The sequence below is a fragment of the Bifidobacterium primatium genome (genome assembly GCF_002802875.1).
GTDB lineage: Bacteria > Actinomycetota > Actinomycetes > Actinomycetales > Bifidobacteriaceae > Galliscardovia > Galliscardovia primatium.
The window spans coordinates 191,599-206,666 of the sequence record NZ_PEBI01000002.1 but is presented as its reverse complement, the minus strand read 5'-3'; the positions used below and the strand labels follow the sequence as shown (position 1 = coordinate 206,666).

Annotated in this window: 12 protein-coding genes; 3 read left to right on the top strand and 9 right to left on the bottom strand. The window is 59.0% G+C overall.

Translation table 11 applies throughout. The features are described from left to right. Positions 1–14: 14 nt before the first annotated feature. From yiaK to CS006_RS04635, 8 genes are all read right to left on the bottom strand, one after another. Positions 15–1,064: a 3-dehydro-L-gulonate 2-dehydrogenase gene (yiaK, locus tag CS006_RS04670; RefSeq protein ID WP_100510631.1), complete on the bottom strand. Its 1,050-nt coding sequence runs from the start codon at positions 1,062–1,064 to the stop codon at positions 15–17. A gap of 430 nt (positions 1,065–1,494) precedes the next feature. Further along, the gene (locus tag CS006_RS04665) at positions 1,495–2,361 is read right to left on the bottom strand and encodes an aldo/keto reductase (protein ID WP_100510630.1); all 867 of its coding nucleotides are present in this window, start codon (positions 2,359–2,361) and stop codon (positions 1,495–1,497) included. A gap of 115 nt (positions 2,362–2,476) precedes the next feature. After that, entirely contained in the window at positions 2,477–3,136 is a 660-nt protein-coding gene (locus CS006_RS04660) for a GntR family transcriptional regulator (RefSeq protein WP_100510629.1), read from the bottom strand. A gap of 518 nt (positions 3,137–3,654) precedes the next feature. Beyond that, complete coding sequence (locus CS006_RS04655) at positions 3,655–5,124, bottom strand: MFS transporter (RefSeq protein WP_100510628.1); 1,470 nt, start codon at positions 5,122–5,124, stop codon at positions 3,655–3,657. A gap of 374 nt (positions 5,125–5,498) precedes the next feature. Next, positions 5,499–6,521: a zinc-binding alcohol dehydrogenase family protein gene (locus CS006_RS04650; protein WP_100510627.1), complete on the bottom strand. Its 1,023-nt coding sequence runs from the start codon at positions 6,519–6,521 to the stop codon at positions 5,499–5,501. A 1,499-nt stretch (positions 6,522–8,020) separates the two neighbouring features. Next, positions 8,021–9,046, bottom strand: coding sequence for a linear amide C-N hydrolase (locus CS006_RS04645; protein ID WP_100510626.1), 1,026 nt, complete (start codon positions 9,044–9,046; stop codon positions 8,021–8,023). 13 nt (positions 9,047–9,059) lie between these two features. Next, positions 9,060–10,079 (bottom strand): DMT family transporter, encoded by a 1,020-nt coding sequence (locus CS006_RS04640; RefSeq protein ID WP_100510625.1) that lies wholly within the window; start codon positions 10,077–10,079, stop codon positions 9,060–9,062. 85 nt (positions 10,080–10,164) lie between these two features. After that, positions 10,165–10,908: a glutamine amidotransferase gene (locus CS006_RS04635; RefSeq protein WP_100510624.1), complete on the bottom strand. Its 744-nt coding sequence runs from the start codon at positions 10,906–10,908 to the stop codon at positions 10,165–10,167. 295 nt (positions 10,909–11,203) lie between these two features. Here CS006_RS04635 and CS006_RS04630 point away from each other — a divergent pair, with 295 nt between their 5' ends. The 3 genes from CS006_RS04630 (at position 11,204) to CS006_RS04620 (ending at position 13,681) form a co-directional block, all read left to right on the top strand. Then, positions 11,204–12,283 carry a LacI family DNA-binding transcriptional regulator gene (locus CS006_RS04630; RefSeq protein WP_100510623.1) on the top strand — a complete coding sequence of 360 codons (1,080 nt, stop codon included), beginning with the start codon at positions 11,204–11,206 and terminating at the stop codon, positions 12,281–12,283. A gap of 223 nt (positions 12,284–12,506) precedes the next feature. After that, entirely contained in the window at positions 12,507–12,800 is a 294-nt protein-coding gene (locus CS006_RS04625; RefSeq protein WP_100510622.1) for a hypothetical protein, read from the top strand. Continuing rightward, entirely contained in the window at positions 12,797–13,681 is an 885-nt protein-coding gene (locus CS006_RS04620; protein ID WP_100510621.1) for a zeta toxin family protein, read from the top strand. Before CS006_RS04625 ends, CS006_RS04620 begins: the two co-directional genes overlap by 4 nt. A gap of 63 nt (positions 13,682–13,744) precedes the next feature. Here CS006_RS04620 and CS006_RS04615 read toward each other — a convergent pair whose 3' ends face one another. Continuing rightward, positions 13,745–15,028 (bottom strand): enolase C-terminal domain-like protein, encoded by a 1,284-nt coding sequence (locus tag CS006_RS04615; protein WP_100510620.1) that lies wholly within the window; start codon positions 15,026–15,028, stop codon positions 13,745–13,747. Between the last annotated feature and the right edge of the window lie 40 nt (positions 15,029–15,068).

The following is a 15,068-nucleotide window of genomic DNA, read 5'->3' as shown; positions in this document are numbered from 1 at the left end:
AGCCGGTCGGCGAATCACTTGCTGGCGATATCCGCGACGTCGAGATTGCCCTCGGCGATCGAGCACACCTGGCTCCAGATGTTCTCGTCGACGACGACGCCTTCCCGATGGCTGCGCTCGCGGTTGGCGAGCGCATGCTCGCCGGGGTATGCGACCGGACGGTCAGGGTTCTCGGGGCGGGCGTTGTGCACGGCGTCGATGCGGCGGTCGAGCTTGGCCTGGTTCTCATCGTGGTCGCCGAACATGTCGGGGTCGAAGGCGATGAACACCTGGCTGCATCCGCCGCAGCTGCCGTTGTCGGCCTGGTCCATGTCGGAGCCGGTCATGCCGTTCGACATCAGGGCCGCGGCGAGGTCCAGGGCGATGGCGAGGCTGCTGCCCTTCCAGTATCCGGTGGGCAGGATGCGCATGCTGTCCTCGATCTTGCCGGGGTCGTCGGTCAGATTGCCTTCGGAGTCGAATCCGCCGGGGAACGGCAGCTTCTTGCCGGCGAGGCGGTAGACGCCCAGCTTGCCGTAGGCGTACTGGCTCATGGCCATGTCGACCACGACCGGCCCGTTCTCACGGGGGATGGCCACGCAGAACGGGTTGTTGCCCACGCTCGGTTCGACGCTGCCCCACATCGGCATGCAGCTTTCGGTGTTGATCCAGTTCATGCCGAGATATCCGGCTTCGGCCATGCGCCATGCGTAGGTGCCGCCGCGCATCCAGTGGGTCGTGTTGCGCAGGGTCACGCAGCCGATGCCGTGTTCCTTGGCAAGTTGCATGGCGCGGTCGGTGCAGAACAGGGCGTTCGTCACGCCGATGCCGAGCTGACCGTCGTAGTTTTCCACGGCACCCAGGGCCTTGACCAGCTGCGGCTCGCCGTCGAGGTTGATCCAGCCCTTGCGCGCGTATTCGACGAATCGGGGCACACGGTTCAGCCCGTGGCTTTCGACGCCGGCGGCACTGGATTCCGCATGGACGGCGGCGCAGGTCGCAGCCTTGTCCTCGTCCATGCCAACGGCGATGAACGCCTTGCGGATGGTTTCCTCGACCTGCTCGTAGGGTACTCGCTTGCTCATGGGGGTCGCTCCTTTCACCACCGCACGCGGCGACGACGCGCCGTGCGGTCCGACGTGGATGAACGTGGATGAATGTCGGGAGAACGGGCGGACGGATTCGCGGGTCCGTATGTTTGCGGGAGATGTCAGACCGGCCTCTCGCAGACCTGCACGCCGCATCGCGCGTCTTCTTCCATACAGTCGTCCTTGGTTATACGTTGATTATTTCATTGTTATAACCAACGTATAAAACAATAACAATCCGAGGATGATCCTTGTACAATCCACGCCGATGACGACGAAAACAGCAGGGAAAATCAAAAAAGGCCTCCCCTGCGGGAGGCCTCCGGACATGATGTTGGCGGGTCGTTGACCGTCCGGCGCCCAATCGACGCGACCATTAGGCGGGATGCCAACGAATGGACGGACGACCGGTCGAACCGTTGCGGCTTCAGCCGAGCTTGGCGAGCTCCTCGTCGGTGAGCTCGAGGTCGCCGGCCTTGAGCGAGTCGAGGATGGTCTCGGGACGGTGCGCGCCGGGGATCACGAACATATGGTCACCCTTGGCGAGCTCCCAGGCGAGCACGACCTGCTGATAGCTCACGCCGTGCGCGGCCGCGACCTCGCGGAACGGGTCGAACTTGGACTCGTCGTACGGGTGGCGGTAGCCGCCGAGCGGGCTCCAGCAGATGAACGCGATGCCCAGCTTGGCGCAGTAGTCGAGCGTGTCCTGCGTCTCGAGGTGAATCGGCGAGTACTGGTTCTGCACGGCGATGAGCCTGTCGCCGAGGATGCCGCGGGCGATGTCGATCTGCTCGATGCTCGCGTTGGAGACGCCGGCGTACCTGGCCACGCCCTCGTCCACGAGCTGCTTCAACGCTTCGATGGATTCGTTGTACGGCACCTCGGGATCGTGACGGTGCAGATACAGCAGGTCAATGGCGTCGACGCCGAGCGCCTGCGCCGACTGCTTGCCGTATTCCAGCAGATGCTCGGGCTTGCCGTCGCGCGGCCACAGCGGCTCGCCGTTCGGGCCCCATTCGCGGCGCAGACCGATCTTGGTGGCGACTGTCACCTCGTCGCGAGGGCCGTTCCAGGTCTCGAGGGCCTCGCGCGTGAGCTTCTCGCCGGTCTGCTCCTCCTCGCCCGGCGTGTAGTACGCCCAGGCGGTATCGATGTGGCGGCAGCCGGCGTCGAGCGAGGCATGCAGCGTCTCGATGCCGATGTCGTGGCCGCGGTTGTTCTCGATGGTCAGCGGCATTTCGCCATGGCCGATGGCCGTGGTATCGAACGGACCGAGATTGCGATGCATCACCATGATGGGCTCCTTGGGACTGACGATGACTGATTGACGACTGCGACGACCTCGCCTCCCGACCGCGACGATCGGAAGCAGGACGTCCTCCGCCAGTCTATCGCCAGTACCGCCGATATCACATGAAGAACGCCTGACGGGTGCGGTAATGGTGACGGAAGTCCTCGATGGCGTTGGCCTGATGCAGGCGCATCGCCTCGACGGCCTTCTCCTCGTCTCCGGCGAGGATGGCATCGAGGATGGTCAGATGCTCGCGGCATGCGTCGCGCACACGCTCGGAACGGATGGACGCCATCACCGCGCGCACACGCTGGTTCTGCGTCATCAGCATCTTCATGATGTCCACGAGGCAGGAGTTGCCGGTACGTTCGGCGAAATACATATGGAGCTCGAAGTCGAAGTCGCGGCTGACCTCCTCCGTGGTGGCGTCCTTGGACTCGATCTTCGAGACCACGTAATCGCGGTATCTGGTCACCGACTCACGGTCGAGATTGGGAAAAGCCTTGCGCAGAATCTCCGGCTCGACCATCTGACGGGTCTCCAGCATGTCGAACGCGTCCTTGACGGAAAGCTGGCTGACCACCACTCCCTTGCGCGGCATGAGCTGCAGCAGCTTCTCCTCCGCAAGCCGATTGACCGCTTCGCGAACGGGGGTGCGGCTGATGCCCAGCGACTGGGCGACCTCCTGCTCGTCGAGATAATCACCAGGCTTCAATTCGCACGATATGATCCGCTGACGCAGATATTCGTACGCGATATCCTTCTTGCTCCGTGTCATAATTGCACATATTACCTATGGTCAAGTGGCCGAAAAACCAATATTTCCAACTTTTCCTCCGTTTTTCGTGCGTACGGCGAGCGTGTAACGTTTCCCCTACGCGTAAACGGCTCGATAACCGACACGTCGAACGATGAAACGGGGGAATACGGAAGAAAACGGTTGCCTTCGACACCGGCGGCATCATCGACGTCGGCTTCGATTCCGGCCACGATACGTGAATAAGGTTGATTGAATGAGGTTGATTGTCGGGCGACGCATGGGATCGGCGCCGCCCGCGCGACGGCAGTCCGTCGCCAATGACTACGCCCGACCCTAGGGGGCATATCCTCCGGGGTCGGGCGCAGCATCTCCGTCATCATGATTCCGTTGGCCGCTGGCAGCGCGGACGGTCAGGCCTCCAGCGGGATCGTCCGCTTCGGCCGCGGGAACCGGTTGATGAACAATCAGGTGGAAGATGGCCGCTCGGGGATTCCATTCCGCGGGCGGCCGCCTTGCGGGCGATTATCTCGCGACGATCACATCGCGTCCTCGCGGGCGGTCAGGTCACGGCCGGTGACCTCCGGCATGATGATCGCGGCGATCAGGGTGCACACGGTGTAGAAGGCCATGAGCACGGCGAGGGCGATCCAGGAGTTGAACACGGTGACCAGCGCGGCGGCGATCAGCGGGCCGAAACCGCCGGTGATCAGGTTCGGGATCTCCTTGGCGAGGGCGAGCTGCTCGTAGCGGTGGGCGGAACCGAAGCACTCGGCCATGGTGATGTTCTCCAGCGAGAAGAAGGAGAGCACGGTGATGTTGTGCATCACGATGTAGCCGATGAAGAACAGCAGCGTCGGGTTGGAGAAGTGCGGGATCATGCCGTTGGCGGTCTGCTCGAGCGTGGTGTCGGTGCCGAGGTTGTTGACCATGAGCAGGAAGCACGGCACGATGATGATCAGACCGACGATGGTGACGATCTTGTACATGCGTTCGCGGCCGATTCGGTCGCCGCACCAGCCGATGAACGGCACGGTCAGGAAGCCGACGAGCGAGGAGTAGACGACCACGTTCGAGGCGACGGACTTCGAGACGAGCAGGTTGGCGGTGAGGAAGGTGATGAGGTAGGTCTGCACCATGCCGGAGTTGCCGCACTGGCCGAAGCGCAGGACGCAGGCGATGATGAACGCCTTGAGGGAGCGCGGGGTCTTGGCGATCTCGGCGGCGGCCTTCTTCTCGGCCTCCTTGCGGGCCTTCTCGGAATCCTTGTCAAGCGGCTTGTCGTAGCCGGCGATGGTCTCCTCCACGGAGGTCTCGTAGACCGGGGTCTCCTTGAGGTGGATTCGGATGAACACGGCCACGCCCATCACGATGACGGAGCCGAGGAACGGGATGCGCCAGCCCCAGTTGACGACCGCGTCGTTGCCGAGCCAGCCGAGCAGGATGGCCCAGATCAGGCCGGCGAACAGGGTGCCGGAGTTGGTGCCGAGGGCGGTGAAGGCGGAGACGATGCCGCGGTGCTTCTTCGGCGCGTATTCGGCGAGGAGCACGGAGGAGCCTGCGATCTCGGCGCCGGCGCCGAAGCCCTGGGCCAGACGCAGCAGCACGAGCAGGGCCGGGGCGAGCAGACCGACCTGGTCGTAGGTCGGCAGCGCGCCAATCAGTGTGGTGGCGCAGCCCATGATGGCGATGGTGATGAACAGCACCTTGGTGCGTCCGATGCGGTCGCCGAGGCGGCCGAAGTACCAGGCGCCGATCGGGCGGGCCACGTAGCCCACGCCGTACACGGCCATTGCCGACATGATGGCGATGGCCTGGGAGCCATGGCCGAAGAAGATGTCCTTGAAGACCAGTGCGGCGGCCAGCGAGTACAGCTGGAAGTCCATGAACTCGAGTGCGGTGCCGAGCCAGCCGGAGACGGCGGCCTTGATGAGATCGGCGGTGGTGCGCTGGGCCAGCGTTGGCTCGGCGCCGTTCGCCTGAGGCGCGACGGCAGTGGAATCAGCCATGATTCTTCTCTCTTTCGTGCGTTGATATTGGAAAATCTGCGATGAAGATCCGATGTCGGAAATTCTTGTTGAACTTGTTGAAATCTGTTGGAATCTGTTGGAATCTCCGGACACGGACTTCATCGTCCGTGCGGGGATGCCGAAGGTGTCGAACGCGGGCGGCCGGCAAGGAGGAAGGGCGGAAAACCGGGGCGGAACCTGGTCAGGACGGAAGACAACCTTCCGCCCCGGCGGAACCGGCCGCCCGACGTTCGGGGGTATCGGCGGTGTCGCGAGGCGCTGCGACGGCCGTCGAAAATTCAATTGTCGCGTTCGGCGCCCGGTCGGTGAAACCGGCCGTGGACGCCGATGCGGATGCCGCAGTCTTCGAAGACTCAGTCTCCGAAGGTCAGGACGAGCTTCTTGACCTCCTCGGGGTGCTCGTCGAGCAGCTTGAAGGCCTTCTCGGCGTCGTTGAAGTCGAAGACGTGGGTGACCATGCCGTCGTCGCCCAGCGTACCGGCCTCCATCATGCGGATGATCGGGTCGAACTGGAAGGCCTGCAGGCGGGTGCCCACCACGGTGAGCTGCTTGGCCATGATCGGCTTCTGCGGAATCGGCACCGGCTCGGGGCTCATGCCCAGCACCACGATGGTGCCGGCCACGGAGACGAGGTCGAAGCAGGCCTGGAACGTCTGCGGCAGGCAGGCGGCGTCGAGCACGATGTTCGCCATCTCGCCGTGCGTCCACTCGGTGACGGCTTCCTTGAGGTCCTGGGTCTTGGTGTTCACGACCACGTCGGCGCCGTTGGCCTTCGCGAACTCGAGCTTCTCGTCGACGATGTCGGAGACCATCACGGTCGCGCCCTTGGCCTTGGCCACGCGCAGGATGGCGATGCCGATCGGGCCGGCGCCCTGCACGAGCACGCGGTCTCCGGCGCGCACGTCGCCGCGGGTGGTGGAGTTGCCGGCGATGGTGTAGGGTTCGGCGAGCACGGCGGTGGTCCACGGGATGTCCTTGCGGATCTTGTGGGCCTGGATGTTCTTGATGACGAGGTATTCCTGTTCGCCGCCGTCGACGTGCACACCGTTGACCTTGAGATCCTCGCTCACGTTCGGCATGCCGCGACGCACCGCGTAGCTCTTGCCGGAGTAGGTGATCGGTTCGATGACAATGTGATCGCCCGGCTCGAGGTCGTCGACGCCGGAGCCGACCTCCTCGACCTCGCCGACCATCTCGTGGCCCATCACACGGGGGTAGGTGACGAACGGGTTCTCGCCATGCAGGATGTGCACATCGGAACCGCACACGCCCACGGCCTTGATCTTGACGAGCACGTCGTCACGTTCCTCGATCTGCGGCTTCGCCACCTCTTCGATGCTGAGCTCGTGGGGTCCCTTCACTACGATGGCCTTCATTGGTCGTCCTTTCCTTTGTGCTTCGCCGCCGGTTTGCACCGGCACCGGTTCTTGCACCGGGTTCATCGCTGAACGCGTCGCCGTTCCTCTTCGTCGTCGAGGAGTCCGGGCCGTGGTGTTGTCGGCATCCGAACGCGACCCGATATCGCTCGAATGCCCTATACGAATCCGATTCGATGCGTCCGCCGGTTGCAGACCGCCTTGCAGTGGCTGCAAACCGTTGGAATCATGCGAATCTTCTTCGTTATCCCTTGATTATTTTTAAATTATAATTGATTTATAACAAGATAATAACATGAAAATACGATGCGTCAATTCGCTTGGAAAAACGATGCGCTAAAAAGGGTTTCGCAATAATCGATAGTTTGCCGGTCACGTTGCGATAGCTTGCGACACGCCGTCCCAACCCTGCGAATGGGACCACATGCGATTACCCCTCCGTTTTTCTCCCGCTTCCGCCGAAAGCCCTGATTCCGAGAGTTCTATTCATCGGCGATATTCGGTAGGTGTTACCGCTCTCCTCACCGATTCCTCCCAAAGCCTCCGGCGCCTCCACGCCGATCCATCACATCGTCTTTTCGCAGACCCCTCTGGACGTCTCCCCCATTCGTCCCGATAATTGCCCGCACGGACGTCCATCCCGTCCCGACCCTCATGACGACTGCATATTGATGAACCGCTGACTGTTTGACGAGTCACGTCATGGACTGCGGCGCATTTACCGCGATTCACGACGCGGTCCATGGAAATCAGCCGAATCCCCATGGACCGCAATGCATATCGGGCATTTTGCGACGCAATCCATCGGGAAATCACGGACCGTAATCCAAAATCGTTGGAATCATGCGGTTTCTTGGAGACCGATAGTCTTCAACCGATGGACTACGCCGCATTTTCAGCGAAAAACGCCCCGGTCCATGGGAATCGGGCCGATATTGATGGATTGCGCCGCAAAACCATGAATACGCAGCCCAATCCATCATCAACGACGATGGGAAGGAAAGTGGGCCTACTGCGTCGTCTTTGTGGGTCTTCTGCGTCACCGTTGTGGGCCCATCCATTCGCTTGCTGGATTTATGGGTCCAGCAGCCATTCAATAACCATGGGTCAAACCGTTCATAAACCGGGTTTGTGGGTCTGCCGCATACACGAGGAACCGAAAACCGACGTCCTCGCGAACGCATAGACCCACTTTTCACCTGGGACGAGCCGCCAGACCCACAAACCCAATTCCTGCAGATCGTTAAGTCCCACTTGGAGCGAGTCGATAGACCCACAAACTTTGAATCGAAACACCAGATTGACACCGCACGTTTTCAGCATCGCCCCAAAAGCTGCCAGAATCCCCAAGCACACGATTCGGTAACACCAGATTTCACAACATCAAATATGGGTGGATTCCGCAATATAGCGGCATCCACCCATAGTCGGACACAATGTCAACGGCGATGAACAAGCGAACCGAACGTCAACCGGATAAGACGAACATCGGTCGACAATCACCACTCGCCGAACGGCACGTATTGCGGTTTGTCTTCATAGAAACGGAAATACCGCAGTCCGCTCCCCCACCGACCGGAATCACCAAACTTCATCACACGAACGGTGTGATTATCGTAAGTGTTCGCATACAGGACCTTGTTCGCGATGTCGTAGACCGCAGTGTACTGCGTCCACGGAACCAGCACCTGCTTATCCTGCCGGATCCTCAGCATGCCCTTGGGTGTGTTCACGCAGCTGAGCAACTGGAAGATTTGGTTGACCGCCTCTTCGTCAGTTACCTCAACCGACATCAACTTGGCATAGGCAGCGCGCAGGAAACGAGATTCCGGCTTGTAGTCGGCCGGCAGCCCCAAGGGACCGCTCATCGGCTCATCCATGGCAAATCGGGCTATGGGTTCATCGTCACGATATGCAAACGTACGATTCGACGACCGCTCCAGATGCGTTTTGAGATTGTTCAGATGCCAGTCGAACGTAGGCGCATTGGTAAATACACCCAGAGGATTCTCGAAGATACGGAATCCGTTCTCCTTCGACGGTTCCACCACAATCGACCTGCCGGTCCCATCCTGGAACACGGCATGCTGGGGAACGGACATTCCCATCATCGGACCGGGCTCAGCCGTGATGCCGATATCGTCGTTCAGCCGATCACGAATCTCTTCCAGAGACGAGTACTGCGTAAGAATCCATGTAACCAGTTCCTCACCGCGCAGTACGACCTTGCCGGATTCCCGAATTTTCTCAGTGGAGGCATAGCGATAGAAGTGGTCGAAATAGAACGAGCCGCCGCAAATGCCGTATTCATTGATGCCATCGAGCACCACGGGATGTTCATGCACATCCTCGGCCCAGACGATACCCATGACCGCGCATTTCACGGTAAAAGGAGTGGTGGTGGAAGCGATGCGGGTTCCAGCGGGAATTGCCACACCTGCGTATTCAAAATCCTGCTCGAAATCCTGGGTCCTTCCCCAGTAGGGATTGCCTTGAAGGCTTGTCAGTTCAATTCCTGTGCACATACGAGATATCTCCTTACCGTCCCACCGGCGACACAGTCTGTTCGCGAGCGATATCGCTGACCGACACCTCGTTCTTCGCGGAGGGAATCATGGCGATTGCGGCACCGACCAGAGCAACCAGCGCACCGACCACGGTGACTGCATATACATGATTGCCGAGCGCAGGCACCAGCCAATCAATCAGCACCGAGCCGATCAGCTGGCCAGCAGTGGATGCCAGACCAAGCAGCAGCAGGCCAAGACCACGAACCAGCAGCGCCATCAGCGCAATGGACAGCAATCCAAGAGGACCGCCGAGATACATCCACCACGTCTTCGGCAGATGGAAGGCAACAGCACCGGTAAGCACGCGAACAAGCAACACACTGCCGAGCACGCAGAAGCCGACGATGAAGTTCCAAGTAATAGAGACGAGCATGGATCCGGTCTCACGAGCCACTGCGGAATTGCCGGCAGGCTGCCAGCCCGCAAGCAGGCCTGCGAGGAACGGCAGAATGGCGAGAGCAATCACCGACGGAGCCTGCCAGTTCGGCAGCACCACCAGAACCGTAGCGACAATCGCCAACACGGCGCCGAGGATTCGAGGCAGATTGAACGGCTGCTTGACATCGACGCCAATACCGAGACGATCACACAGCAGACCGGAGAGCACCATACCGGAAATCAGCGTGGTCTGGAAAGTGGCAACGCCCAGTACGGATGCCGAAGCCCCTTCGGAGAACACCACCATTGCGCCACAGCAACCAGCGAGCCAGTTCCACCAGGGAATAGACCGGGAAGTAATCTTCCCGGGAATTGAAGCGAACTGCTGGCGCGTAGAACTGCGGGCCAAAATGATGATGATCATCACCACCAATCCAGAGCCGAATGACACCACCGCAGAAGCATTGCCGTCGCCGAGTTCCTTGCCCACCTGTCCGTTTACGGCAGACTGCATGGGAGAAAGCATACCCGCGAGCACAGTGGCAAGGAACAGCAGCGGAACGGCAACCGACTTACCGCCGTTAAGCGACGAAGATGAATTGCTGGACATGATCTTCTTCTTTCAATTGATTAGATGATTAATGCATAGAACGTTTTGGAAGACGAATGGAAATGAAAGACCCCTCGAAGCCGGCCTATAGGGAACCGGCCAACCAATCGATGCAACGGGAGAAGAATGGCCCGTACCCCGACCAATTCATGAATTCCTCGGATGCCCAATGAGGTGCAATATCGGTGGTATAGGCAAGAGACCGCCCTTCTCCATACGTTCCCGTAATCAGCAGCGGATTGTCATCCACCGTCATCAGTACACGGCTGCCGCTTTTCGGCGTCACCTTCTGATATCCAAGAATTCGCGGGAACTCCCCCAATCCATCGCAAATCGCATTGGGCCCGACTTCTTTGGGATTGATTCCCTGCGGCGCCTCGACACGGTCGTCATAGGGCAGAATCTCAACCGGCAGGGCCTCCTCCACCGGAGTGCCGTGATAATGGGCCTTGCCTTCGAACCCGGCGAACGAGAGGTAGCCACCGGCCATCATCAGGGAGCCGCCGTCTTCCACCCAATCACGCAGCAGCATCATACGATTGGAAGAAGGCCTTCCCAAGGCGAATACGCCATTGGACAATGTAAGAGAATTGGAGCCGATGTCGGAAAGAATCACCACGTCATACTGGTCGAGTTCTTCACGCGTCCACGGAAAATGCTCCGGAACGTCGTGAGCCAGAAGATGGGTGATTTCATGCCCAGCGTTGCGCAATTCACGCAACAAAACCTCGCACCCAATTTCCAGTTTGGTGCTGGTAAACGAGTCATACCCCTTAAATTCAGTAGTGGAGGAAATCCATGATTCCCCCGCCAAAAGAACTTTTGCCATACCAACTTCCTTTCATCATTGATTGTGTTGATATCACATCATATTGCGTTTCGTTGCGCAACGTTGTCTTTAATGTAACCGCTATATTTCCAGCAATCAACGCAACGGCGTGTCGCCTTGAGGCACATTAGTTACGCAAAAATTACGCAACGAAAATGGCGAAAGAGCAAACTCCTCTACTGCCGCGAGATACACTGGGAAAACAAAAAACGAATCGTCGCCCCTCGCTCACTGCAGTGCGGTCACACGATGTCGAACCAACCGTCGGAACAACAGAATTGATGAGGTCAGCGCAATGGCATCGCTCTCGCAAGTGGCCAGGCAGGCCGGGGTATCGGCCTCCACGGTATCCCGCTATTTCCGCGGACAGCTTTCCATCAAGACCGAGACCGCTGAAAAAATCCGTCAGGCCGCAAGCGAACTCGGATATTCATCCCCTTCTTTTCCTTTGAATGAAACCACCGAGCCCAAAACGCTTCCACTCAACCAACCCGTCACCGAACGCACCGTCGGCCCATCAATCGGACACGATATAGCCTTAATCGTCCCGGAACTCACCAATCCGTTCTATGCATCCCTCTGCGAAGCCATCGCCGCACAAGCCCAAACCGGCAATCATACGCTGGAAATCATGGTCTCAGGACGGCAGCCCAGCACCGAATCCAGGCTGGTGAATCACGTCATCGAATCCAAGAAATTCGACGGACTAATCTATGCCGGAATGCATCGCACCAATCGTGCACTGAACCATCTGGCCACCTCACCAATCAGATTGGTCCTGCTCGACGAGGATATAACCATCCCCACACAGTCCCATCCGAATATCGTCACCGTAGATAATTATTCCGGAGCCTATCAGGCGACGTCATATCTTATTTCACTGGGTCATCGCCGCATTGCCCATATCGCCGGACCGACGATGCTGAGCACCACCACGGAACGCCTGCGCGGATACCAGGCCGCATTGGAGAACGCCGGAATCCCCTATGATCCACAGCTCGTATTTTCAGGCCCCTACACTGAAGAATACGGCGCCAGCGTACTGACATATCTGACCCAGCCCGAGAATCGCCCAACTGCGGTATTTGCCGGCTCCGATATCGTGGCAATCGGCCTGATCTCAGTATGCAAACAGTACGGCATCTCCATCCCGCAGGATCTTTCCGTGGTCGGATGCGACGGCATTCGTACCGGCAAATGGCTGCGCCCCAGCCTTACCACGCTCACCCAGCCCATAGACGACATGGCAATCGCCGCATTGGATCTACTGTTCCGGGACAACGACGAAGCCACACCCTCAAAACGGGGAGACAGCATACGTCTGCCTCTGACACTAACGATTCGAGAATCCGCAGTGCCACGAAACGAGCAGTGACACCAGCAAGATCCGTCATTGACATCTGTAAACCTGTCCATATCTCCGCAAATGCCAGACACCAATGCAAGAAAAATACCATCTTCGCAGTTAATTAGATAACGGCCGCAAACCATCGGATTGACCTGACTTGCCAGATTATACCAACCGCAAATGGCAGAAATATGAGAGAATGGGTCAAAATATGTTTTTACTTATGGACTTATGGCCAGGGAGGTGAAATATGACATCAGTCGCTGCATCACGTATCACCCCGACGCCGATGTTGGAGAATCTCGATGATTCTACACTCTACGACGTGTTCTTTGAGAGCGGGACCATGCTTGGCGGCTACCTACAGTCACTTATGGACTCAGCCGAGGCCTCCAACGATGATGATGCATATCGCCGCTGGTTTGCGGAAAGCCTTGAGCTGAATCGTCATCGGATGAATACCAAGCATTCGGATAGAGAAGAGCAAATCAGGCTCAAACGCGAATGGGATGATCGCCGTCGTTATCTGAAGACGCTGCTATGAACGACGACTTCGTACTTTCGCGTTGGAAGAAGCGTATTCTTCCAACGATTGCCGCCAGTTGCGAAAAATCCGCAGAGCCCATAACCATTTTCATCGGCGGCCAACCCGGCTCGGGAAAAACACGTACACAAATTATTATGCGACAGCGATATTCGCATAGCACTGTTCTGCCCATCATCGGCGATGATTTTCGCCAATACCATCCCCAGTACCGAGAACTTCTGGAAAATCATCCGCTAGACATGCCGGACGTCACAGCCGATGCTGCCGGCGCATGGACAGGTATGACAGTCCAATACACCAACGAAAACGGCATATCCTCCATTATCGAAGGCACCTGGAGGAATGCATCCACCGTTCTCGATGAAGCCCGACGAGCAAAGGCCATGGGACGAATCACCCATGCCGTATTGGTCGCCGTCCCTCCGACACTCAGCCGTCTTGGTATTCTCTCCCGTTTCTACTTCGATATGGCCAACGGGCACGAGGCTCGATGGACCCCTCCGAAAGCACATGAAAATACTGTCGTCGCACTGATGGAAAACGTTCCGTTAATCGCTTCTAGCGGATTATTCCACCGTTTTACGGTATTAGATCGATCCGGATCCGAACTCTATGACGGTTTCAATCCATCTGCGTTCGTGGAAAGCTGGAGCCGAGAATTTCGTCGCGCCCTTGACACCGCCGAGAAGCAATCGATACAAAGAACCCTGCTCCAGCTCATTCTCCTGCATGAACGGTTCACCCCTGAAGAGACCGAAGCCGCAGACATGATGCTGAAAATAAAGTACGCTGCATTCGGATACCCGAACGCGACTCCGTCCAGTCTCCCTTACCTGACTTCAATGGATGAACTCAAAGACTGGGCCAAGCGACAATAGAAAGCGGACTTCTCTCAGTCGAGAGAAGTCCGACGGTCATTCGTTGACAACCCCGTCGTCGGTCTAGCCTTTGTAGAGGTATTTTTCGGCGGTTTCGAGGGTCATCTCGGTGCCGTTGCCCGGCGCGGTGGGGGCCACGTAGTTGCCGTTCCTGATCTCGGTCGGGTGCACGAAGTGCTCGTGCTGGTTGTCGACGTACTCGATCATGCGGCCCTCGGTCGTGCCGGACACGGCCACGTAGTCGAACATCGCGAAGTGGCACACCGCCTCGCACAGACCCACGCCGCCCGCGTGCGGGCACACCGGCTTGTTGAACTTCCTGGCCAGCAGGTACTCCAGCACGATCTCCTGCGGGCCGGCCACGCGGGTCGCGTCGATCTGCATGATGCCGAACGCGTTGGCCTGCAGGTACTGCTTGAACATGATGCGGCTCTGCATCTGCTCGCCCGTGGCCACCGGGATCGGGTTGATCGCGCGCGCGATGGTCGCGTGGCCGATCACGTCGTCCGGGCTGGTGGGCTCCTCCACCCACGCCAGGTCGAACTCGTGGAACCGGTTGATCCACTCGATCGCCGTGGGCACGTCCCACACCTGGTTCGCGTCGACGGCCAGGCGCACGTCCGGGCCGATCGCCTCGCGCGCCAAAGCGAGGCGGCGCAGGTCGTCGTCCACGTTCTGCCCGACCTTGAGCTTGATCTGCCTGAAGCCCTTGACCCGGCTCTCCTCCCTGGCCAGCGCCACCATCTTCTCGTCCGAATAGCCCAGCCAGCCGGCCGCGGTCGAGTAGCCCGGGTACCCGGTCTCGAGCAGGCGCCCGATGCGCTCCTCCCTGCCCTTCCGGCCCTCCTCCAGGATCTCGACGGCCTCCTCGGGGCGAAGCGCGTCGGTCATGTAGCGGAAGTCCAGCGTGGAGACCAGCTCCTCCGGCTCCATCTCCGCCAGGAGCCTCCACAGCGGCTTGCCCGCCCTCCTGGCCTTGATGTCCCACAATGCGGAGAGCACCGCGCCGATGGCCATGTGCTCCACGCCCTTCTCCGGACCCAGCCAGCGCAGTTGGGAATCATGGACGAACAGGTCCCACGCCCTCTTCATGTCGTCGAGCAGCGGCTCGACCTCCATGCCGACCAGACGCTCGCCCATCGACTCGATCGCCTTGCACACCACGTCGTTGCCGCGCCCGATCGTGAACACGAAACCCACGCCCTTGACGCCATCGTCCGCGTCCGTATGGACCTCCACATACGCGGACGAATAATCCGGATCCGGGTTCATCGCATCCGAACCCGACAGGGTATTCGACGTCGGAAAACGAAAATCAAATACTCGAACATCAGTAAATCTAGACATATAGTGGCTCCTTTTGCCCAATACATGCGAAGCCACAGAT

Coding starts and splice junctions, on each gene's coding strand:
- yiaK (WP_100510631.1), bottom strand. CDS start 1,064: ATGAGCAAGCGAGTACCCTACGAGCAGGTCGAGGAAACCATCCGCAAG.
- CS006_RS04665 (WP_100510630.1), bottom strand. CDS start 2,361: ATGGTGATGCATCGCAATCTCGGTCCGTTCGATACCACGGCCATCGGC.
- CS006_RS04660 (WP_100510629.1), bottom strand. CDS start 3,136: ATGACACGGAGCAAGAAGGATATCGCGTACGAATATCTGCGTCAGCGG.
- CS006_RS04655 (WP_100510628.1), bottom strand. CDS start 5,124: ATGGCTGATTCCACTGCCGTCGCGCCTCAGGCGAACGGCGCCGAGCCA.
- CS006_RS04650 (WP_100510627.1), bottom strand. CDS start 6,521: ATGAAGGCCATCGTAGTGAAGGGACCCCACGAGCTCAGCATCGAAGAG.
- CS006_RS04645 (WP_100510626.1), bottom strand. CDS start 9,046: ATGTGCACAGGAATTGAACTGACAAGCCTTCAAGGCAATCCCTACTGG.
- CS006_RS04640 (WP_100510625.1), bottom strand. CDS start 10,079: ATGTCCAGCAATTCATCTTCGTCGCTTAACGGCGGTAAGTCGGTTGCC.
- CS006_RS04635 (WP_100510624.1), bottom strand. CDS start 10,908: ATGGCAAAAGTTCTTTTGGCGGGGGAATCATGGATTTCCTCCACTACT.
- CS006_RS04630 (WP_100510623.1), top strand. CDS start 11,204: ATGGCATCGCTCTCGCAAGTGGCCAGGCAGGCCGGGGTATCGGCCTCC.
- CS006_RS04625 (WP_100510622.1), top strand. CDS start 12,507: ATGACATCAGTCGCTGCATCACGTATCACCCCGACGCCGATGTTGGAG.
- CS006_RS04620 (WP_100510621.1), top strand. CDS start 12,797: ATGAACGACGACTTCGTACTTTCGCGTTGGAAGAAGCGTATTCTTCCA.
- CS006_RS04615 (WP_100510620.1), bottom strand. CDS start 15,028: ATGTCTAGATTTACTGATGTTCGAGTATTTGATTTTCGTTTTCCGACG.